Below are 21,266 nucleotides of genomic sequence, written 5' to 3'. Positions count from 1 at the left end.
CCCGTCGCCTTTCAGGCCGACGGGGCCGTGGTGTCTCAGGCCCGCAGGGCCTGATCTTTCAGGGGCGCGGGGAACTGCGCGAGAAGCCCCACCGGACCCGCACCCGACCGACAACCCCGTCAGCGCGGCGCCGACCCGTCAGGGCGACGCCGGAGGATACAGCGAGCGCGGCAACCGCGACGCCGCCGCCGCGTCCAGCAGCCACAACGTACGGGCCCGCCCCCGCGCCCCGGCTGCCGGCGCCTGAATCTCCCCCGCACCGGACAACGCGATGGCCGCCGCCCCTGCCTTGTCCTCCCCGGCGGCGAGCAGCCACACCTCACGCGCCGCCCGGATCGCCGGCAGCGTCAAGGTGACCCGGGTCGGCGGCGGCTTCGGCGCCCCCCGCACCCCCACCACCGTCCGCTCGGTCTCCCGCACGGCGGGCAACTCGGGGAAGAGCGAGGCCACATGGGTGTCCGGCCCGACCCCGAGCATCAGTACGTCGAACGTCGGCACGGAGCCATGGTTCTCGGGCCCCGCCGCCCGCGCCAGCTCCTCCGCGTAGGCCGAGGCCGCCGCGTCCACATCGGCACCCCACGGCCCGTCCGACGCGGGCATCGCGTGCACCCGCTTCGGGTCCACCGGCACCGAGTCGAGCAGCGCCTCCCGGGCCTGGGTCACATTGCGCTCGGGGTCGCCCTCGGGCAGGAACCGCTCGTCGCCCCACCACAGATCCAGCCGGCCCCAGTCGACGGCGTCCCGGGCGGGCGCCGCCGCCAGCGCGGCGAGCAGCCCGTTGCCGTTGCGGCCACCCGTGAGGACCAACGAGGCGTAGCCGCGCGAAGCCTGCGCGTCCACGACCTTGGTGATCAGCCGAGCCGCCGCGGCCTGAGCCATCAGCTCCTTGTCGTGGTGCACGACCAGCTGCGGAGTACTCACGGCGTGGTCGCCTTCTTCACGGGCGGCATCTGCGCCGGAGTGGGCCGCTCGGAGTCGTCGTCACCGACCGACCCGGCGGCACCGGCCGACCCGACCGACCCCGACGGAGCCGCCGGCGGCAACGCGGGCGCGGACGAACGGGCCGGAGCGGCAGCCGACGAAACCCCCGAACCCAGCCCGGAGCCGGAACCAGAGCCCGATCCGGAACCAGAGCCAGAGACCGACCCGGAACCAGTGTCAGACCCGGAGACCGACCCGGAACCGGACCCCACCCCGGAACCCGAAGCACCCCCCGAAGCACCGGCCGATGCCGTGGCAGCCGCAGTCGCAGTCGCAGCCGGAGCAGCCGCCGAGGCCGTCGCAGCCGTCAACGCGCTCCCCGCCGAACCCCCCAACCGATCCACCCCGAACCGCAGCGCCGAAGCGTACGTGTCGTCGGGGTCGAGCCTGCGCAGCTCCTCCGCCAGCAGCTCGGACGTCTCGCGGCGCTTCAGCGCGACCGCCCGGTCCGGCTGGTCCTCCAGCGTGAGGAGGGCGAGGCCCCCGTTGGGCCGGTACAGCCGGATGGGACCGGTGCTGGTCAGCATCCGCACCTCGTTGAGGCCGGGCCCGGCCGACACCCCGCGCCGTACATGGACGTGGAGCCGGTCCGCCAGCCACATCGCCAGCAGTTCCACGCTCGGGTTGTACTGCTCGCCCTGCACCTCCGCCGAGATGACCTCGCAGTCGACCTGGTCGAGGGCGGCGGCCAGCATGGAGCGCCAGGGGGTGATCCGGGCCCAGGCCAGATCCGTGTCGCCGGGCTCGTAGTTGTCGGCGCGGACCCGCAGCTCGTCGATGGGCTTCTCGGCGGCGTAGCTGTCCGTCACCCGGCGCTGGGCGAGCGCGCCCAGCGGGTCCTTGGCGGGGTCGGCCGGCGCGTTGACCGGCCACCACGCCACGACCGGCGCGTCCGGCAACAGCAGCGGAAGCACCACCGACTGGGCGTGGTCCGCGACCTCGCCGTACAGCCGCAGCACGACCGTCTCACCGGTGCCGGCGTCCGCGCCCACCCGTACCTCGGCGTCGAGGCGGGACTTCGTACGGTCGCGGGGGGAGCGGGAGACGCGCTTGATGACCACGATCGTGCGCGAGGGGTGCTCGCGGGAGGCGTCGTTGGCGGACTTGAGCGCGTCGTACGCGTTCTCCTCGTCCGTCACGATGACCAGGGTGAGCACCATGCCGACGGCCGGGGTGCCTATCGCCCGGCGGGCTTTCACCAGCGCCTTGTTGATCTTGCTGGCCGTGGTGTCCGTGAGGTCTGTCTTCATGGCCGACGCCAGCTCCGTCCGTCTCGTTCGAGCATCTCGTCCGCCTCGACGGGACCCCACGTGCCCGCCTGGTACTGCGCGGGCCTGCCGCTCTTGTCCCAGTACTCCTCGATCGGGTCGAGGATCTTCCAGGACAGCTCGACCTCCTCGGTGCGCGGGAAGAGGTTCGAGTCGCCGAGCAGGACGTCCAGGATGAGGCGCTCGTACGCCTCGGGCGAGGACTCGGTGAAGGACTCGCCGTAGGCGAAGTCCATGGACACGTCCCGGATCTCCATCGAGGTGCCCGGCACCTTGGAGCCGAAGCGGACCGTGACGCCCTCGTCGGGCTGGACGCGGATGACGATCGCGTTCTGGCCCAGTTCCTCGGTGGCGGTGGAGTCGAAGGGGGAGTGCGGGGCGCGCTGGAAGACGACCGCGATCTCGGTGACCCGGCGGCCCAGGCGCTTGCCCGTCCGCAGATAGAAGGGGACGCCCGCCCAGCGGCGGTTGTCGACCTCGACCTTGATCGCCGCGTAGGTGTCGGTCTTCGACTTGCGGTCGATGCCGTCCTCTTCGAGGTAGCCGATGACCTTCTCGCCGCCCTGCCAGCCGGCCGCGTACTGCGCGAACACGGTGTTCCGGCCCAGGTCGTTCGGCAGCTTCACCGCGCCGAGGACCTTGGTCTTCTCCGCGGCGAGCGCGTCCGCGTCGAAGGAGGCGGGCTCCTCCATCGCGGTCAGCGCCATCAGCTGCAGCAGGTGGTTCTGGATGACGTCACGGGCCGCGCCGATGCCGTCGTAGTACCCGGCACGGCCGCCGATGCCGATGTCCTCGGCCATCGTGATCTGCACGTGGTCGACGAAGGACCGGTTCCAGATCGGCTCGAACATCGTGTTGGCGAAGCGGAGCGCCAGGATGTTCTGGACGGTCTCCTTGCCGAGGTAGTGGTCGATGCGGAAGACCTGGTCCGGGGCGAAGACCTCTTCCACGGTCGAGTTGAGCTCCTCGGCCGACGCCAGGTCGTGGCCGAACGGCTTCTCGATGACCGCGCGCCGCCACGAACCCCTCGACTGATCGGCCAGCCCGTGCTTCTTCAGCTGCTGGATGACGACCGGGAACGCGGACGGCGGCACGGAGAGATAGAAGGCGAAGTTGCCGCCCGTGCCCTGGGCCTTGTCCAGCTCCTCGATGGTGTCGCGCAGCCGCTCGAAGGACTCGTCGTCGTCGAAGGTGCCCTGGACGAACCGCATGCCCTGGATGAGCTGCTGCCAGACCTCCTCGCGGAAGGGCGTACGGGCATGCTCCTTGACCGCGTCGTGGACCTCCTGCGCGAAGTCCTCGTTCGCCCATTCACGACGGGCGAAGCCGACGAGCGAGAAGCCCGGCGGCAGCAGTCCGCGGTTGGCGAGGTCGTACACGGCAGGCATCAGCTTCTTGCGTGACAAGTCGCCTGTGACGCCGAAGATGACCAGGCCCGACGGCCCCGCGATACGCGGGAGCCGTCGGTCCGCGGCGTCACGCAGCGGATTGCTGCTCGACAAGGTGTTCAGCCCTCCGAGGGTGCGAGGCGCTGAAGCTCCGCCTCGGTCGACTTGAGCAGGTCGTTCCAGGACGCCTCGAACTTGTCGACGCCCTCGTCCTCCAGCAGCTGCACGACCTCGTCGTACGAGATCCCGAGCTTCTCGACCGCGTCCAGCTCGGCACGCGACTGCTCGTACGTCCCGGCGATCGCGTTGCCGCGGATCTCACCGCTCGCCGCGGTGGCCTCCAGCGTGGCCTCCGGCATGGTGTTCACCGTGTTCGGCGCGACCAGCTCGTCGACGTACAGCGTGCTCTTGTACGCCGGGTCCTTGACGCCGGTCGAGGCCCACAGCGGACGCTGCTTGTTGGCGCCCGCGCTCTCCAGGGCGGCCCAGCGGCCGTCCGAGAAGACCTCCTCGTACGCCTGGTAGGCGAGCCGGGCGTTGGCGACACCGGCCTTGCCGCGGGCGGCCTTGGCCTCGTCGGTGCCGAGCGCGTCGAGCCGCTTGTCGATCTCGGTGTCCACGCGGGACACGAAGAAGGACGCCACCGAGTGGATCTTGGAGAGGTCCAGGCCGCGCTCCTTGGCCTTCTCCAGACCGGCCAGGTAGGCGTCCATGACCGCGCGGTAACGCTCCAGCGAGAAGATCAGCGTGACGTTGACGCTGATGCCGAGACCGATGGTCTCGGTGATCGCCGGCAGACCCGCCTGCGTCGCCGGGATCTTGATCAGGGTGTTGGGGCGGTCCACCAGCCAGGCCAGCTGCTTGGCCTCGGCGACGGTCGACTTGGTGTTGTGCGCCAGGCGCGGGTCGACCTCGATGGAGACCCGGCCGTCCTGGCCGCCGGTCGCGTCGAAGACCGGGCGCAGGATGTCGGCGGCGTCACGGACGTCCGCCGTCGTGATCATGCGGATGGCCTCTTCGACGGTGACCTTGCGGGCGGCGAGGTCGGAGACCTGCTGCTCGTAGCCGTCACCGCTGCTGATCGCCTTCTGGAAGATCGACGGGTTGGTGGTGACGCCCACGACGTGCTGCTGGTCGAGCAGCTCGGCGAGGTTGCCGGACGTGATGCGCTTGCGCGACAGGTCGTCCAGCCAGATCGCGACGCCCTCCTCGGAGAGGCGCTTGAGTGCGTCTGTCATGGAATTACATCTCCTACGTGTCGTGTGTAAGCGTCAGCGCTGAGCGGCGGCCAGGGATTCCTGGGCGACCGAGGCCACGTTCTCGGCAGTGAAGCCGAACTCGCGGAAGAGGACCTTGCCGTCGGCCGAAGCGCCGAAGTGCTCCAGCGAAACGATGCGACCGGCGTCACCGACGTACTTGTGCCAGGTGAGCCCGATACCGGCCTCGACCGCGACCCGCGCCTTGACGGACGGCGGCAGAACGCTGTCCCGGTACCCCTGGTCCTGCTCCTCGAACCACTCCACGGACGGCATGGACACCACCCGCGTGGGCACACCCTGCGCCTGGAGCCGCTCGCGCGCCTCCACGGCCACGTGCACCTCGGACCCGGTGGCGATGAGGATCACCTGGGCGTCGCCGGCCTCGGCGTCGAACAGGACGTAACCGCCCTTCGCCGCCTCCTCGTTGGCCTCGTACGTCGGCACACCCTGACGGGTCAGCGCCAGACCGTGCGGGGCGCCCTTGCCGAACTCCTTGGTCCAGCGCTTGAGGATCTCGCGCCAGGCGATGGCGGTCTCGTTGGCGTCGGCCGGGCGGACCACGTTCAGACCCGGGATCGCGCGCAGCGCGGCCAGGTGCTCGACCGGCTGGTGCGTCGGGCCGTCCTCGCCGAGACCGATGGAGTCGTGCGTCCAGACGTACGTCACCGGCAGGTGCATCAGCGCGGACAGACGGACGGCGTTGCGCATGTAGTCGGAGAACACGAGGAACGTGCCGCCGAAGATCCGGGTGTTGCCGTGCAGCGCGATGCCGTTCATCTCCGCGGCCATGGCGTGCTCGCGGATACCGAAGTGGATCGTGCGGCCGTAGGGGTTCGCCTCCGGCAGCGGGTTGTCCGCCGGCAGGAAGGACGACGTCTTGTCGATCGTCGTGTTGTTCGAACCGGCGAGGTCGGCGGAGCCGCCCCACAGCTCGGGGATGACGGCGCCCAGCGCCTGGAGGATCTTGCCGGACGCGGCACGGGTGGCGACACCCTTGCCCGTCTCGAACTCCGGCAGATGCGACTCCCAGCCCTCGGGCAGCTCGCCCGCGCTGATCCGGTCGAACTCGGCGGCCCGCTCGGCGTTGCCGTTGCGCCACTCCTGGAGCTGCTTCTCCCAGGCGGCACGGGCGTCACGGCCGCGCTCGCCCAGGGCGCGCGTGTGCGCGATGACCTCGTCCGTGACCTCGAAGCTCTTCTCCGGGTCGAAGCCGAGGACCCGCTTGGTGGCGGCGACCTCGTCCGCGCCGAGCGCCGAGCCGTGCGCGGCCTCGGTGTTCTGCGCGTTCGGGGCGGGCCAGGCGATGATCGAGCGCATCGCGATGAACGACGGCTTGTCGGTGACCGCCTTCGCGGCCTCGATCGCCGCGTACAGCGCGGCCGGGTCGAGGTCGCCGTTCTCCTTCGGCTCCACCCGCTGCACATGCCAGCCGTACGCCTCGTACCGCTTGGCGGTGTCCTCGGAGACGGCCGTCTCGGTGTCGCCCTCGATCGAGATGTGGTTGTCGTCCCACAGCATGACCAGGTTGCCGAGCTTCTGGTGACCGGCCAGCGAGGACGCCTCGGCGGAGATGCCCTCCTGGAGGCAGCCGTCACCGGCGATCACGAAGACATGGTGGTCGAACGGCGACTCGCCGACGGCGGCCTCCGGGTCGAACAGACCACGCTCGTAGCGGGCGGCCATCGCCATGCCCACGGCGTTGGCGACACCCTGGCCGAGCGGCCCGGTCGTCGTCTCGACGCCCTTGGTGTGCCCGTACTCCGGGTGACCCGGGGTCTTCGAACCCCAGGTGCGGAAGGACTCCAGGTCCGCCAGCTCCAGGCCGAAGCCACCCAGGTACAGCTGGATGTAGAGGGTCAGGGAGGAGTGGCCGGCGGACAGGACGAACCGGTCACGGCCCACCCAGTCGGGGTCGGCGGGGTCGTGGCGCATCACCTTCTGGAAGAGGGTGTACGCGGCGGGCGCGAGGCTCATCGCCGTACCCGGATGGCCGTTGCCGACCTTCTGTACGGCGTCGGCTGCCAGGACTCGGGCGGTGTCGACGGCCCGCTGGTCCAATTCGGTCCACGCGAGGTCTGAAGTGGTCGGCTTGGTGCTCACCCTGGGTCAGGGCTCCTCTCCACATGTCTCGTGCCGGTGTTCTCAACGGCACCGGCCGTTGTCGAGCCTACCCCCGTAGGAACGCGCATTTTTTCGAGTCATTCCAGACTGCCGGGACTATGTCCGGTCCGCCTCCCGACCAGTGGTTCCGCATGCTGAGACCAGGGGGTTCCGCTGTTCGACATCTGAATACGGAGCCGCTCATCCGACTGCTCAACCGAAGTGTGTTCGGCTCGCCGGGAGGTGCCCGCCAACACGACCCCACCCCCTTGAAAGGCTGGCTCTGGGCAACGTCTACAGTGGCGTGGTACGCGCGGGCCGTCACGGGGAGTTCACAACCGAAAGGCTCGCTGGGAGTCTCTGTCAGGGGTGTGCGTGACGGCCGTCGAATCCCGTCCACCGGGAGTGCTGGGCGCGAGCAACACGAGCAGCAGCCGGGGTCAGCGGCCGATCGGGGCCCGCGTCAAGGCGTTCGTGGCGCTGACGAAGCCGCGGATCATCGAGCTTCTGCTGATCACCACCGTTCCGGTGATGTTCCTCGCCGAGCAGGGCGTCCCGGACCTGTGGCTGGTGCTCGCCACCTGCGTCGGCGGCTATCTCTCCGCGGGCGGCGCCAACGCGCTCAACATGTACATCGACCGCGACATCGACGCGCTCATGGAGCGCACCTCGCAGCGTCCGCTGGTCACCGGCATGGTCACCCCGCGTGAGGGCCTCGTCTTCGGCATCACCCTCGCGGTCGTCTCCACCCTCTGGTTCGGGGCCCTCGTCAACTGGCTGTCCGCCTGGCTGTCGCTCGGGGCGCTCCTCTTCTACGTCGTCGTCTACACGATGATCCTCAAACGGCGTACGTCCCAGAACATCGTCTGGGGCGGTATCGCCGGCTGTATGCCGGTCCTCATCGGCTGGTCCGCCGTCACGAACTCGATGTCGTGGGCCGCGGTCATCCTCTTCCTCGTCATCTTCTTCTGGACCCCGCCGCACTACTGGCCCCTCTCCATGAAGGTGAAGGACGACTACGCCCGCGTCGGCGTCCCGATGCTCCCGGTGGTCGCCTCCAACAAGGTCGTCGCACGGCAGATCGTCCTGTACAGCTGGGTGATGGTCGCGGTCTCCCTGATGCTGACCCCCCTCGGCTACACGGGCTGGTTCTACACCTCGGTCGCCCTGGTGACCGGCGGCTGGTGGCTCTGGGAGGCCCACGCCCTCCAGACCCGAGCGAAGAACGGCGCGACCGGCGGCAAGCTCAAGGAAATGCGCCTGTTCCACTGGTCGATCACATACGTCTCACTGCTCTTCGTAGCGGTGGCGGTGGACCCCTTCCTCCGCTGAGGCGCGCCCCGTGAGGGGCGCGGGGAACTGCGCGAGCAACCACGACGCACCCGCACGCCCCCCCCACTCACCGCACCTGCGACGGCGAGTGGCAAAGCCCACTGCCCCGCCCGTCGCACCCACGCATACCCCTCGGTAGCATCCTGACCATGTCAGACACCAAGCAGGCAGACGAGGCCAAGGAAGCCAAGACCGCCGCCAAGGCCGACCGCAGGGCGGCCAAGCTGGCGAAGCAGATCGGCGCCTTCGCCAAGGCCCACGGCGGCGCCGAGGCCCAGGTCGCCTACATCGGCGAGCAGGGCGCCCGCATCGTCCTGGTCGGCGAGGACGGCGGCTGGGGCGACCTCGTGGCCCCCACCTACGCCATCGCCGAGGCGGCCGTCACCAAGGCCGGCGTCACCGTCCACGAGGACTTCGACGGCGAGTTCGCCGCCAAGGTCACCACCGGCCCGTACGAGTGGTCGCGGATGGCCGGAATCCAGGTCGGCGGCCCGAGCAACAGCAACACCTGAGCCCGGCTCACCCGTTAGGACCTGTGGGAGTTCACAGGTCCAGCCTCGGGAGCCCGGATGATCGAAACGCCGTCCCTCGTGGACCAGTACTGCCACGGCGTACTGCGCACGGAGCTGGGCCTCGGCACCTTCGAGGCCCACCTCGCCCGCAGCGAGGGACCCCCGGCGCCCGGCACCACCTTCTTCGACACCCAGACGGGCTTCGCCGTACGCCGCTGGTGCCCACCCCTGCTGGGCCTCGAACCGCACTGCCCACCGGCCCGCTATCTGGCCCGGCGCCGCGAACTGGGCGTCCTGGAGGCCGGCCGCAGACTGCTCCGGGGCAGCGGCATCACGACCTACCTCGTCGACACGGGACTGCCCGGCGACCTCACCGGGCCACGCGAGATGGCCTCCACCGGGGACGCGGACGCCCACGAGATCGTCCGCCTCGAACTCCTCGCCGAACAGGTCGCCGACACCTCCGGCACCGTCGAGTCGTTCCTCGCCAATCTCGCCGAGTCGGTGCACGCCGCCGCCGCGAACGCCGTCGCCTTCACATCGGTGGCGGGCGTACGGCACGGCCTGGCGTTCGCGCCCGAACCGCCCGGCCCGGGGGAGGTGCGGGGCGCGGTCGGGCGCTGGCTCGCGCACCGGCCGGTCGGCGGGGCGCTCACCGACCCGGTCCTCCTGCGCCATCTGCTGTGGATCGCCGTCGCCTCGGGCCGCCCCCTCCAACTCCACGCGGGCCTCGGCGAACCCGGCCTGCGCATCGACGCCACCGACCCCGTCCTGCTCACCGACTTCGCCCGCTCGACGGCGGGCCTCGGCACCGACCTGGTCCTGCTGCACGGCTATCCGTACCACCGCCACGCGGCCCACCTCGCCGGTGTCTTCCCGCACGTCTACGCGGACCTCGGCGCCGAACTCGTCCGCACCGGCGCCCGGGCCACCGCCGTACTCGCCGAGGTCCTCGAACTCGCCCCCTTCGGCAAGCTCCTCTTCTCCAGCGGCGCCCACGGCCTGCCCGAGCTGCATGTGGTCGGGGCCCGGCTGTTCCGGGAGTCGCTGGCCCGGGTGCTGGGGACCTGGGTGGCGGAGGGCGCCTGGTCCCTGGTGGACGCGCAGCGCGTGGCGGGGCTGATCGCGGCGGGGAACGCGCGGCGGGTGTACGGGCTGGAGTGAGCCGTCGGCTGTACGGCGCCCGCGCGGACTGGACAGACTGGGCGCATGACACACAGCGACGCGACCGCCGGTTTACCCGGCTCCGCCACCGACACGCGGGCCCTGGGCGACCGCTTCCTCGACGAACTCCGGGAACTCGCCCCGCTCGCCGTCTGGGCCCACGGCTCCCTCGGCGGAGGCGACTACCAGGAGGGCCGCAGCGACCTGGACCTGATCACCGTCCTGGACGGTCCGGTCACCGCCCGGACGGCCTGGCGGGCGGGGCGGCTCCACGCCCGCCTGCGCGACGAGCCGCTCGCCGCCCTGCTGCACTGCACCTATCTGACCCCCGGTACGGCGGACGACGCCGAGCGCAAGCACCTCACCTGGGCGCACCGGCAGCTGTTCCGGCGGACGGTCACCCCGGTCACCCGGCGCGAGCTGCACACCTTCGGCCTGGTCCTGCACGGCGAGGCGCCCAAGGCCCTGCTCCCGCCGGTCTCCGACATCGAGCTGGACGCCTTCGTCGTCCGCGACCAGAAGGAGTACCGGCGCCTGGTGGCCGACCGGGCCGACCTCTGGGACCAGGACGTCTGGGTCGACCTCGGACTGCTCACCTTCGCCCGCGCCACCGCCAGCCTGCGCGACGGCCGGCTGATCACCAAGCACGAGGCCCTGGACCTGCTGCCCACCCTGGGCGCACCCGGCGAGGTGGTCGAGGACATCAGGCGGCGCCGGTACGGGCAGCCGGCCGAGGAGGTGCCGTACCGGGGCGAGCTGACCCGGCTGTTCCTGGGACCGGCGATCGACGACCTCGTACGGACGTACGGCTGACGCGGCGGGCACCGGCCCGTCCCGGCCTCAGCCGTGCGCGGCGACCGGTGTCTCCGTGACGGTCGGACCCTGTACGTCCACCTCGTCCGCCGGGCGCTCGCGCAGGGCCAGCAGCACCCGGAGGGTGGCGATCCACACCAGGCAGGAGCCGAACATATGGGCGCCGACCAGGACCTCGGGGAGGTCGGTGAAGTACTGGACGTAGCCGATGACGCCCTGGGCGAGAAGCACCAGGAACAGATCACGTGTGCGGTTCAGCGGGTCGCGCGGGGCGTCGACCGCCTTCAGGACGAACCACAGGGCGAAGGTGAGCGTCACCACGATCCAGGCCAGGACCGCGTGCAGCTTGGTGACGTTCTCCCAGTTCAGCGGGATGCGCTCGACCTCGCTGGAGTCACCGGCGTGCGGACCGGCGCCCGTGACGACCGTGCCCACCGCGATCAGCAGCAGCGTGACACCCACCAGGACCCACACCAGCTGCCCCACCGCCTTGCCGACCAGCGGACGGGGAGCGGTGTCGGCCTCGCCGGTGCGGTGCCACATCACGGCGGCGACGGCGATGAGCGCGGTGGAGAGCATGAAGTGCGCGGCCACCGTGTACGGGTTGAGGCCGACCAGCACGACGATGCCGCCGAGCACCGCGTTGCTCATGACGACCCAGAACTGCGTCCAGCCCAGCCGGGTGAGGGACCGCCGGTACGGCTTCTGGGAGCGCGCGGCGATGATCGCCCAGCCGACCGCCGCGCACAGCACATACGTGAGCAGGCGGTTGCCGAACTCGATGTAGCCGTGGACGCCCATCTCCCGGGTCGCGGTGAGCGAGTCGTCGGTGCACTTGGGCCAGGTCGGGCAGCCGAGGCCCGACCCGGTGAGCCGTACGGCACCGCCGGTCACCACGATGGCCACCGCCATGACGAGGGCGGCGAGGGCCGCGCGCCGGACCGTTCGGGGGTCCGGGGTCCAGCGGTCGGCGATGAAGGCGAGCGGGTTGCGCGCAGCGGAGGCGAGGTCGTCGCGGGTCACTTTCGGCACGCGCACCATCGTAGGCCGCCGCTTGTGCACGTATTCACGAGGGGTGGGGCCGTGGCTGTGACCCGCGGTCACTCCCAGCGGAAGAAGCGTGCCGCCGCGCCGAGCCCGAGTACCGCCCAGACCGCCAGGATCCCGAGGTCGCCCCACGGCATCCCGGCCCCGTGCTGGAGGACGTCCCGCAGCCCGTCCGACAGGGCGGTGATCGGCAGCAGTCCGAGCACGCTCTGTGCCGCGTCCGGGAACTTGTCCAGCGGGACGACGACACCGCCGCCCACGAGCAGCAGCAGGAACACCAGGTTGGCCGCCGCGAGCGTCGCCTCCGCCTTGAGCGTGCCCGCCATCAGCAGACCGAGACCGGAGAAGGCGGCCGTGCCGAGGACGAGGAGCAGCAGGACGGCGAAGGGGTTGCCGTGCGGGTTCCAGCCCATCGCGAAGGCGATCACCGTGAGGAGGACGACCTGGAGGATCTCCGTGACCAGCACGGACAGCGTCTTCGCGGTCATCAGGCCCCAGCGGGGGAGCGGCGAGACCGCCAGCCGCTTCAGCACGCCGTAGCGGCGCTCGAAGCCGGTGGCGATGGCCTGGCCGGTGAACGCCGTCGACATCACGGCGAGCGCGAGGATCCCGGGGGCCAGGAAGTCGACCGCCTCGCCCTCACCGGTGTCGACGATGTCCACCGAGCCGAACAGCACCAGCAGCAGGGTCGGGATGACGACCGTCAGGAGCAACTGCTCGCCGTTGCGCAGCAGCATCCTCGTCTCCAGCGCCGCCTGCGCCGCGATCATGCGGGAGAGGGGGGCGGCGCCCGGCTTCGGCGCGTAGATCCCACTGGTCACGAGCGCAACTCCTTGCCGGTCAGCTCCAGAAAGACGTCTTCGAGGGTGTGCCGTTCCACCGAGATCCGGTCCGGCATCACCCCGTGCTGGGCGCACCAGGAGGTGACGGTCGCGAGGAGCTGCGGGTCGATCTTGCCGGTCACGCGGTAGACACCGGGCGTCAGTTCGGCGGCGGTGGAGTCCGCGGGGAGGGCCTTGAGCAGGGAGCCGACGTCGAGGGCCGGGCGGCCGGTGAAGCGCAGGGTGTTCTCGGCGCCGCCCCGGCACAGCTCCTCGGGCGTGCCCTCGGCTATGACCCGGCCGGCGTCGATGATGGCGACGCCGTCCGCGAGCTGCTCGGCCTCGTCCATGTAGTGCGTGGTGAGGATGACCGAGACCCCGTCCGTGCGCAGGTCCCGGATCAGCTCCCAGGTGGCCCGGCGGGCCTGCGGGTCGAGTCCGGCGGTCGGTTCGTCGAGGAAGACCAGCTCGGGGCGGCCGACCACGGCCATCGCGAGGGCGAGCCGCTGCTGCTGGCCGCCGGAGAGCCGCCGGTAGGCGGTCCGGCCGCAGCTCCCGAGCCCGAGGCGCTCGATCAGGGCGTCCACGTCGAGGGGGTGGGCGTGCAGCTTGGCCACATGGCGGAGCATCTCGTCGGCGCGGGCGCCGGAGTAGACGCCGCCGGACTGGAGCATCACGCCTATCCGGGGGCGCAGCGCGGCGGCCTCGCGGACCGGGTCGAGGCCGAGGACGGACACCGAGCCGGAGTCCGGCTTCCGATAGCCCTCACAGGTCTCGATCGTGGTCGTCTTGCCCGCGCCGTTGGGGCCGAGTACGGCGGTGACGCCCGCCCCGGCCGCCAGATCGAGTCCGTCCACCGCGGTCTTGTCGCCGTATCGCTTCACCAGGGACCGGACCTGGACCACGGGGTCGCTTCGCATGGGCCCGAGTCTAGGTACGCGGCCGGGTGCCGAGGTGGGCGGGTCCGGAGATCTCCTCCTCACGGGGACGGTGCACCGGGAGCCAGCGCTCGGCGTACGCCACCGCGTCGGCCACCGGGAACAGACGTACGTCCGCCGCGCCCACGCGGGTCCGGAGGATCCCGTGGTCGCGCTCGAAGTCGTACCCCAGTTCGTCGAACCGGTCCGAGTCGATCGACACCTCGGTCACCACCTCCCAGCCGTCCGGACCCGGCCGGCCGACCTCGACCAGTGGTGCGGGTATCCGGTACTCGGCCAGGTGGAAGCTGGTGCAGGCGTCGTAGCCCGCGCCGAGCAGGAGCACCCGGGCGCCCGCCTTCTCCAGCCGGGCCAGGGGGCTGCGCTCACCGAGGCGGCAGTCGGGGGCGTGGTCCGCGAGGACGGCCGCCGCGCCCGGGCCGATCGCCGCGAAGGAGGTCTGGGGGTGGGCGCTGCGCAGGGCGCCCGGCCAGGTCCGCACGGTCTCGGGAATGACGCCGACCCCGCGGGTGGGTGTGAGCGCGGGGTCGTAGAGGGGCATGGTGGCGCGGATCGGCTCCCACCAGGCCTCGGGCACCGGCGGATTTCCCCACAGCGCGGGGTCCGAGAGGTCGCCGGACTGGCTGGGAACCACCAGGGTGCCGTCCGGACCGAGTGCGTCGAGCAGTGCTTGGACGACCGCGACGGCTCCTCCGTTGACCCAGCCGAGCGCGCTGAGCGAGGAGTGCACGAGGAGGGTCTCGCCGGGTTCGACACCGGCGGCCCGCAGGTCCGCCGCCAGGCCGGCGCGGGTGACAAGAGGGCCGGTGGGAGGGGTTGTCGACATGGTGTGGCAGTCTTCCGGAGCGGCCCTCGCGGCGCCACCGGTTTGATCGATCAGTGATCGTTTCCGCAGGTCATCTTAGGTATACCTAAGTGATGCACGGCACCGTTCGCCCGTCCGGGCGCGGCTTGCCCCTGTCTGAGGAATTACGCAACAATGGCGTTGTGAAAAACGTTGGCGAGGCTCCGCAGGAGGAACTCGCGACCGGAGAGCGGTCGACACGCAACCGGGTCGCGCGGTCCATCCTGTCCCACGGCCCCTCCACGGTGGCCGACCTCGCCGGACGCCTCGGGCTCACCCAGGCGGCCGTCCGCCGGCACCTCGACGCGCTCGTGGGCGACGACGTCGTACAACCCCGTGAGCAGCGCGTCTACGGCGCGCGGACCCGCGGACGCCCGGCCAAGGTGTTCGCCCTGACGGACTGCGGACGGGACGCCTTCGACCAGTCGTACGACAAGCTGGCCGTGGACGCGCTCCGCTGGATAGCGGACCAGGAGGGCGGGGAGCAGGCCGTCGCCGCCTTCGCTCGCGCCCGGGTCGCCGCCCAGGCCGGTGCCTACCGCGCGGCGGTCGAGACCGCGGACCCGGAGCACAGGACCGAAGCCCTGGCCAAGGCCCTGAGTGCCGACGGGTACGCTGCTACGGCACGCAGTGCCCCCCACCCCCACCAGGGTGAGCAGCTCTGCCAGCACCACTGCCCGGTAGCCCATGTGGCCGAGCAGTTCCCGCAGCTCTGCGAGGCCGAGACCGAGCTCTTCGCCGAACTGCTCGGTACACACGTCCAGCGGCTGGCCACCATCGCCCACGGCGACGGCGTCTGCACGACGTTCATCCCCAGAGTTTCCAAAACAGCCACCGACACCGCATCTGCAAGCACCGCCGGGAGGAACCCCGCATGACGCTCCCCATTGAGGAGACTGCCCACCCCGAGCTGGAGGGCCTGGGTAACTACGAGTACGGCTGGGCCGACTCCGACGTGGCCGGTGCCTCTGCCAAGCGCGGTATCAACGAGGACGTCGTCCGCGACATCTCCGCGAAGAAGAACGAGCCGGAGTGGATGACCAAGCTCCGTCTCAAGGGCCTGCGCCTGTTCGAGAAGAAGCCCATGCCGAACTGGGGCTCGGACCTGTCGGGCATCGACTTCGACAACATCAAGTACTTCGTGCGCTCCACGGAGAAGCAGGCGGAGTCCTGGGAGGACCTGCCCGAGGACATCAAGAACACGTACGACAAGCTCGGCATCCCCGAGGCGGAGAAGCAGCGCCTCGTCGCGGGCGTCGCGGCCCAGTACGAGTCCGAGGTCGTCTACCACCAGATCCGTGAGGACCTGGAGGAGCAGGGCGTCATCTTCCTCGACACCGACACCGCGCTCAAGGAGCACCCGGAGCTCTTCAAGGAGTACTTCGGCACCGTCATCCCGGTCGGCGACAACAAGTTCGCGTCGCTGAACACCGCGGTGTGGTCCGGCGGCTCCTTCATCTACGTGCCGAAGGGCGTGCACGTGGAGATCCCGCTCCAGGCCTACTTCCGTATCAACACGGAGAACATGGGCCAGTTCGAGCGGACGCTGATCATCGTCGACGAGGACGCCTACGTCCACTACGTCGAGGGCTGTACGGCCCCGATCTACAAGTCGGACTCCCTGCACTCCGCGGTCGTCGAGATCATCGTGAAGAAGGGCGCCCGCTGCCGCTACACGACCATCCAGAACTGGTCGAACAACGTCTACAACCTGGTCACCAAGCGCGCCGTGGCGTACGAGGGCGCGACCATGGAGTGGATCGACGGCAACATCGGCTCCAAGGTCACCATGAAGTACCCGGCCGTCTACCTGATGGGCGAGCACGCCAAGGGCGAGACCCTCTCCATCGCCTTCGCGGGCGAGGGCCAGCACCAGGACGCCGGCTCCAAGATGGTCCACATGGCGCCGAACACCTCCTCCAACATCGTCTCCAAGTCGGTGGCGCGCGGCGGCGGCCGTACGTCCTACCGCGGTCTCGTCGAGATCGGCGAGGGCGCCCACGGCTCCAAGTCGAACGTGCTGTGCGACGCGCTGCTCGTCGACACCATCTCCCGCTCCGACACCTACCCCTACGTGGACGTCCGCGAGGACGACGTGTCCATGGGCCACGAGGCGACCGTCTCCAAGGTCTCCGACGACCAGCTCTTCTATCTGATGAGCCGCGGCCTGAGCGAGTTCGAGGCGATGGCGATGATCGTGCGCGGCTTCGTCGAGCCGATCGCGAAGGAGCTGCCGATGGAGTACGCGCTGGAGCTCAACCGGCTGATCGAGCTGCAGATGGAAGGCGCGGTCGGTTAACACCCGCGCCTTTCGGATACAGCTAGCGAAATCTGACGTAGGAAGAGAGCAGACCGACAGCCATGGCTGAGGCTCAGAACATTCCGGTGGGGTCCACCACCGCCGGCGCGGTGGCCGTTGCCGCCGAGTCGACCGTCGCCACGCGCATGAGCGCGCCGCCGTCCTTCGACGTGGCGGACTTCCCCGTGCCGCACGGCCGCGAGGAGGAGTGGCGGTTCACCCCGCTGGAGCGGCTGCGCGGGCTGCACGACGGCACCGCCGTCGCCACCGGCGACGGCCTGAAGGTCGACATCGTGGCGCCCGAGGGCGTCACGATCGAGACCGTCGGCCGCGACGACGCGCGCCTCGGCAAGGCGGGCGCCCCCGTGGACCGCGTCGCCGCCCAGGCCTACTCGGCGTTCGAGAAGGCCGGCGTGATCACCGTCCCCAAGGAGACGGTCCTCACCGAGCCGATCCGGATCGCCGTGCACGGCGAGGGCGCCACCGCCTTCGCCCAGCAGGTCGTCGAACTGGGCGCCTTCGCCGAGGCCGTCGTCGTCATCGACCACACCGGTGACGCCGTGCTCGCCGCCAACGTCGACTACATCCTGGGCGACGGCGCCAAGCTGACCGTCGTCTCCGTCCAGGACTGGGACGACAAGGCCGTGCACGTGGCCCAGCACAACGCCCTCATCGGCCGGGACGCCTCCTTCAAGTCCGTCGTGGTCACCTTCGGCGGCGACGTCGTACGCCTCCACCCGCGCGTGACCTACGCCGGCACCGGCGGCGAGGCCGAGCTGTTCGGGCTGTACTTCACGGACGCCGGCCAGCACCAGGAGCACCGTCTCCTCGTCGACCACAACGTCCCGCACTGCAAGTCCAACGTCGTCTACAAGGGCGCGCTCCAGGGCGAGGGCGCCCACGCCGTGTGGATCGGCGACGTGCTGATCGAGGCCAAGGCCGAGGGCACCGACACCTACGAGCTGAACCGGAACCTGGTCCTCACGGACGGCGCCCGGGTCGACTCGGTGCCGAACCTGGAGATCGAGACCGGCGAGATCGTCGGCGCCGGCCACGCCTCCGCGACCGGCCGCTTCGACGACGAGCAGCTCTTCTACCTGATGGCCCGCGGCATCCCGGCCGACGAGGCCCGTCGCCTGGTGGTCCGCGGCTTCTTCGCCGAGCTGGTCCAGCAGATCGGTGTCGACGACATCCAGGAACGCCTTCTCGTGAAGATCGACGAGGAGCTGGAGGCCACGGTCTGATGGCTTTCGTACGCGCCTGTGGGCTGAGCGAGCTGGAGGACGACACCCCGAAGCGGGTGGAGCTCGACGGCACGCCGGTCTCGGTCGTACAGACCGAGGGCGAGGTGTTCGCCATCCACGACATCTGCTCCCACGCGAACGTCTCGCTCTCCGAGGGCGAGGTGGAGGACTGCCAGATCGAGTGCTGGCTGCACGGCTCCGCGTTCGACCTCAGAACCGGCAAGCCGTCCGGCCTTCCCGCGACGCGCCCCGTCCCCGTATACCCCGTAAAGATCGAAGGGGACGACGTGCTCGTCTCCCTCACCCAGGAGTCCTGAGGCACCCATGGCAACGCTTGAAATCCGAGACCTGCACGTCACCGTCGAGGCCGACAACGCCACGAAGGAGATCCTCAAGGGCGTCGACCTCACCGTGAAGCAGGGCGAGACGCACGCCATCATGGGCCCCAACGGCTCCGGCAAGTCGACCCTCGCCTACTCCCTCGCGGGTCACCCCAAGTACACGATCACCGGCGGCACCGTGCTGCTCGACGGCGAGGACGTCCTGGAGATGTCCGTCGACGAGCGCGCCCGCGCGGGCCTGTTCCTGGCGATGCAGTACCCGGTCGAGGTCCCCGGCGTCTCGGTCTCCAACTTCCTGCGCACCTCCGCCACCGCCATCCGCGGCGAGGCCCCCAAGCTCCGTACCTGGGTGAAGGAGGTCAAGGAGGCCATGCAGCGCCTCAACATGGACCCCGCCTTCGCCGAGCGCAACGTCAACGAGGGCTTCTCCGGCGGTGAGAAGAAGCGCCACGAGATCCTTCAGCTCGAACTGCTCCGGCCGAAGGTCGCGATCCTCGACGAGACGGACTCCGGTCTGGACGTCGACGCGCTGCGCATCGTGTCGGAGGGCGTGAACCGCGTCCGCGAGACCGGTGAGGTCGGCACCCTGCTGATCACCCACTACACGCGCATCCTGCGCTACATCAAGCCCGACCACGTCCACGTCTTCTCCGGCGGCCGGATCGTCGAGTCCGGCGGCCCCGAGCTCGCCGACAAGCTGGAGAACGAGGGTTACGAGGCATACACGAAGGGTGGCGCATCCGCGTGACACAGCTGCCGGGCCTCCTCGACACCGAGGCGATCCGCAAGGACTTCCCCATCCTGGACCGTCAGGTCCACGACGGTAAGAAGCTCGTGTACCTGGACAACGCGGCGACCTCGCAGAAGCCGCGCCAGGTGCTCGACGCCCTGAACGAGTACTACGAGCGCTACAACGCCAACGTCCACCGCGGTGTGCATGTGCTCGCCGAGGAGGCCACGGCGCTGTACGAGGGCGCGCGGGACAAGGTCGCGTCGTTCATCAACGCGCCCAGCCGCGACGAGGTGATCTTCACCAAGAACGCCTCGGAGTCGCTGAACCTCGTGGCGAACATGCTCGGCTGGGCCGACGAGCCCTACCGGGTGGACTCCGAGACCGAGATCGTCATCACGGAGATGGAGCACCACTCCAACATCGTGCCGTGGCAGCTGCTCTCGCAGCGCACGGGCGCGAAGCTGAAGTGGTTCGGGCTGACCGACGACGGCCGCCTCGACCTCTCCAACATCGACGAGATCATCACCGAGAAGACGAAGATCGTCTCCTTCGTGCTGGTGTCCAACATCCTGGGCACGGTCAACCCGGTCGAGGCGATAGTGCGCCGGGCGCAGGAGGTCGGCGCCCTGGTCTGCATCGACGCCTCGCAGGCCGCGCCGCACATGCCGTTGGACGTACAGGCCCTCCAGGCCGACTTCGTGGCCTTCACCGGCCACAAGATGTGCGGTCCGACGGGCATCGGCGTCCTGTGGGGCCGGCAGGAACTCCTGGAGGACCTGCCCCCGTTCCTGGGCGGTGGCGAGATGATCGAGACGGTGTCGATGCACTCGTCGACGTACGCTCCCGCCCCGCACAAGTTCGAGGCGGGCACCCCGCCGATCGCGCAGGCGGTCGGTCTGGGGGCGGCGATCGACTATCTGAACTCGATCGGCATGGACAAGATCCTCGCCCATGAGCACGCGATCACCGAGTACGCCGTGAAGCGGCTGACGGAGGTCCCGGGCCTCAGGATCATCGGCCCCGCCACGGCCGAGGAGCGGGGCGCGGCGATCTCCTTCACGCTCGGCGACATCCACCCGCACGACGTGGGCCAGGTCCTCGACGAGCAGGGCATCGCGGTCCGGGTCGGCCACCACTGCGCCCGCCCCGTCTGCCTGCGCTACGGAATTCCCGCGACCACCAGGGCGTCGTTCTATCTGTACTCCACGCCGGCCGAGATCGACGCACTGGTCGACGGCCTGGAGCACGTACGGAACTTCTTCGGCTGAAGGGCGTGAGCTGAGACCGTGAAGCTGGACTCGATGTACCAGGAAGTCATCCTGGACCACTACAAGCACCCGCACGGGCGGGGCTTGCGGGATGGCGACGCCGAGGTGCACCACGTGAACCCGACGTGCGGCGACGAGATCACCCTGCGAGTGAAGTACGACGGCACCACCATCCAGGACGTCTCGTACGAGGGCCAGGGCTGCTCGATCAGCCAGGCCTCGGCCTCCGTACTGAACGACCTCCTCGTCGGCAAGGACCTCGTGGACGCGCGGAAGATCCAGGAGACCTTCCTGGAGCTGATGCAGTCCAAGGGGAAGATCGAGCCGGACGACGCGATGGAGGAGGTGCTGGAGGACGCGGTCGCGTTCGCCGGTGTCTCCAAGTACCCGGCCCGGGTCAAGTGCGCCCTCCTCAGCTGGATGGCGTGGAAGGACGCGACGGCCCAGGCGCTGGGCGCCGACGCCGACGTCGAAAGGAAGACGGCATGAGCGAGACCCTGGAGATGAAGCCGGCCTCCGAGGAGGAGGTCCGCGAGGCCCTGTACGACGTCGTCGACCCCGAGTTGGGCATCGACGTCGTCAACCTCGGCCTGATCTACGGCATCCACATCGACGACGCGAACATCGCGACGATCGACATGACCCTGACCTCCGCGGCCTGCCCGCTGACGGACGTCATCGAGGACCAGGCGAAGTCGGCCACCGACGGCATCGTCAACGAACTCCGTATCAACTGGGTCTGGATGCCCCCGTGGGGCCCCGACAAGATCACCGACGACGGCCGCGAGCAGCTCCGGGCGCTCGGGTTCAACGTCTGAGATCCACCGGACATGGGTGTGGGGGCCGGGGGCAGAGCCCGGGGGCCCCCACCCGTGGGGGGGGGTTGGGCCGGGGAGGGGGAGACCGGGAACAGG

At 70.1% G+C, this 21,266-nt stretch carries 21 protein-coding genes; 12 read left to right on the top strand and 9 right to left on the bottom strand.

Going from position 1 to position 21,266, the window contains the following annotated elements; all coding sequences use genetic code 11:
• Nucleotides 1-138: 138 nt before the first annotated feature.
• From pgl to tkt, 5 genes are read right to left on the bottom strand one after another with little or no spacing between them, the layout of a single operon-like run.
• Nucleotides 139-921, bottom strand: a complete 783-nt coding sequence (gene pgl, locus ABT147_RS30830) for a 6-phosphogluconolactonase (protein ID WP_351412183.1) — start codon at nucleotides 919-921, stop codon at nucleotides 139-141.
• Complete coding sequence (opcA, locus tag ABT147_RS30825; RefSeq protein ID WP_351412181.1) at nucleotides 918-2,231, bottom strand: glucose-6-phosphate dehydrogenase assembly protein OpcA; 1,314 nt, start codon at nucleotides 2,229-2,231, stop codon at nucleotides 918-920. Before opcA ends, pgl begins: the two co-directional genes overlap by 4 nt.
• A complete protein-coding gene (gene zwf, locus ABT147_RS30820; RefSeq protein ID WP_502983192.1) occupies nucleotides 2,228-3,760 on the bottom strand; it encodes a glucose-6-phosphate dehydrogenase in 1,533 nt (510 codons plus the stop codon). The genes opcA and zwf overlap by 4 nt, the downstream gene beginning before the upstream one ends.
• The gene (tal, locus tag ABT147_RS30815) at nucleotides 3,757-4,875 is read right to left on the bottom strand and encodes a transaldolase (protein WP_351412176.1); all 1,119 of its coding nucleotides are present in this window, start codon (nucleotides 4,873-4,875) and stop codon (nucleotides 3,757-3,759) included. The genes zwf and tal overlap by 4 nt, the downstream gene beginning before the upstream one ends.
• Before the next feature lie 33 nt (nucleotides 4,876-4,908).
• Nucleotides 4,909-6,996 (bottom strand): transketolase, encoded by a 2,088-nt coding sequence (gene tkt / locus ABT147_RS30810; RefSeq protein ID WP_351412174.1) that lies wholly within the window; start codon nucleotides 6,994-6,996, stop codon nucleotides 4,909-4,911.
• Nucleotides 6,997-7,371: 375 nt separating this feature from the next.
• On the opposite strand from tkt, the gene ABT147_RS30805 reads away from it, so the two are divergent.
• From ABT147_RS30805 to ABT147_RS30790, 4 genes are all read left to right on the top strand, one after another.
• Nucleotides 7,372-8,328, top strand: a complete 957-nt coding sequence (locus tag ABT147_RS30805) for a heme o synthase (protein WP_351412172.1) — start codon at nucleotides 7,372-7,374, stop codon at nucleotides 8,326-8,328.
• A 149-nt stretch (nucleotides 8,329-8,477) separates the two neighbouring features.
• The gene (locus tag ABT147_RS30800; protein ID WP_351412170.1) at nucleotides 8,478-8,840 is read left to right on the top strand and encodes a hypothetical protein; all 363 of its coding nucleotides are present in this window, start codon (nucleotides 8,478-8,480) and stop codon (nucleotides 8,838-8,840) included.
• 57 nt (nucleotides 8,841-8,897) lie between these two features.
• Nucleotides 8,898-10,004 (top strand): amidohydrolase family protein, encoded by a 1,107-nt coding sequence (locus ABT147_RS30795; protein WP_351412168.1) that lies wholly within the window; start codon nucleotides 8,898-8,900, stop codon nucleotides 10,002-10,004.
• 45 nt (nucleotides 10,005-10,049) lie between these two features.
• A complete protein-coding gene (locus ABT147_RS30790) occupies nucleotides 10,050-10,817 on the top strand; it encodes a nucleotidyltransferase domain-containing protein (RefSeq protein WP_351412166.1) in 768 nt (255 codons plus the stop codon).
• A gap of 27 nt (nucleotides 10,818-10,844) precedes the next feature.
• Here the strand turns inward: ABT147_RS30790 and ABT147_RS30785 are convergent, their stop codons facing one another.
• From ABT147_RS30785 to ABT147_RS30770, 4 genes are read right to left on the bottom strand one after another with little or no spacing between them, the layout of a single operon-like run.
• Complete coding sequence (locus tag ABT147_RS30785; protein ID WP_351412163.1) at nucleotides 10,845-11,858, bottom strand: COX15/CtaA family protein; 1,014 nt, start codon at nucleotides 11,856-11,858, stop codon at nucleotides 10,845-10,847.
• 59 nt (nucleotides 11,859-11,917) lie between these two features.
• Nucleotides 11,918-12,634 carry an ABC transporter permease gene (locus ABT147_RS30780; RefSeq protein WP_351412316.1) on the bottom strand — a complete coding sequence of 239 codons (717 nt, stop codon included), beginning with the start codon at nucleotides 12,632-12,634 and terminating at the stop codon, nucleotides 11,918-11,920.
• A 47-nt stretch (nucleotides 12,635-12,681) separates the two neighbouring features.
• Complete coding sequence (locus ABT147_RS30775) at nucleotides 12,682-13,605, bottom strand: ABC transporter ATP-binding protein (RefSeq protein WP_351412161.1); 924 nt, start codon at nucleotides 13,603-13,605, stop codon at nucleotides 12,682-12,684.
• Nucleotides 13,606-13,615: 10 nt separating this feature from the next.
• Entirely contained in the window at nucleotides 13,616-14,449 is an 834-nt protein-coding gene (locus ABT147_RS30770) for an AAC(3) family N-acetyltransferase (protein WP_351412159.1), read from the bottom strand.
• 161 nt (nucleotides 14,450-14,610) lie between these two features.
• On the opposite strand from ABT147_RS30770, the gene ABT147_RS30765 reads away from it, so the two are divergent.
• The 8 genes from ABT147_RS30765 (at nucleotide 14,611) to ABT147_RS30730 (ending at nucleotide 21,170) form a co-directional block, all read left to right on the top strand.
• A complete protein-coding gene (locus ABT147_RS30765) occupies nucleotides 14,611-15,345 on the top strand; it encodes a helix-turn-helix transcriptional regulator (RefSeq protein WP_351412157.1) in 735 nt (244 codons plus the stop codon).
• Nucleotides 15,342-16,766, top strand: a complete 1,425-nt coding sequence (gene sufB / locus ABT147_RS30760) for a Fe-S cluster assembly protein SufB (protein ID WP_326583642.1) — start codon at nucleotides 15,342-15,344, stop codon at nucleotides 16,764-16,766. Before ABT147_RS30765 ends, sufB begins: the two co-directional genes overlap by 4 nt.
• A gap of 62 nt (nucleotides 16,767-16,828) precedes the next feature.
• Nucleotides 16,829-18,010: a Fe-S cluster assembly protein SufD gene (gene sufD / locus ABT147_RS30755; RefSeq protein WP_351412155.1), complete on the top strand. Its 1,182-nt coding sequence runs from the start codon at nucleotides 16,829-16,831 to the stop codon at nucleotides 18,008-18,010.
• Nucleotides 18,010-18,327 (top strand): non-heme iron oxygenase ferredoxin subunit, encoded by a 318-nt coding sequence (locus ABT147_RS30750; protein WP_351412152.1) that lies wholly within the window; start codon nucleotides 18,010-18,012, stop codon nucleotides 18,325-18,327. The genes sufD and ABT147_RS30750 overlap by 1 nt, the downstream gene beginning before the upstream one ends.
• A gap of 7 nt (nucleotides 18,328-18,334) precedes the next feature.
• Nucleotides 18,335-19,099: a Fe-S cluster assembly ATPase SufC gene (sufC, locus tag ABT147_RS30745; protein WP_351412150.1), complete on the top strand. Its 765-nt coding sequence runs from the start codon at nucleotides 18,335-18,337 to the stop codon at nucleotides 19,097-19,099.
• A complete protein-coding gene (locus ABT147_RS30740; protein ID WP_351412148.1) occupies nucleotides 19,096-20,352 on the top strand; it encodes a cysteine desulfurase in 1,257 nt (418 codons plus the stop codon). The genes sufC and ABT147_RS30740 overlap by 4 nt, the downstream gene beginning before the upstream one ends.
• 18 nt (nucleotides 20,353-20,370) lie before the next feature.
• Nucleotides 20,371-20,841, top strand: a complete 471-nt coding sequence (gene sufU / locus ABT147_RS30735; protein WP_351412145.1) for a Fe-S cluster assembly sulfur transfer protein SufU — start codon at nucleotides 20,371-20,373, stop codon at nucleotides 20,839-20,841.
• Nucleotides 20,838-21,170 carry a metal-sulfur cluster assembly factor gene (locus ABT147_RS30730; protein WP_005477879.1) on the top strand — a complete coding sequence of 111 codons (333 nt, stop codon included), beginning with the start codon at nucleotides 20,838-20,840 and terminating at the stop codon, nucleotides 21,168-21,170. The genes sufU and ABT147_RS30730 overlap by 4 nt, the downstream gene beginning before the upstream one ends.
• Nucleotides 21,171-21,266: the final 96 nt, after the last annotated feature.

It is taken from the genome of Streptomyces sp. NPDC001868, assembly GCF_040297125.1.
Classification (GTDB): Bacteria; Actinomycetota; Actinomycetes; order Streptomycetales; family Streptomycetaceae; genus Streptomyces.
The sequence above is the reverse complement of the archived record's forward strand: the minus strand, read 5'-3'. Positions and strand labels throughout refer to the sequence as shown.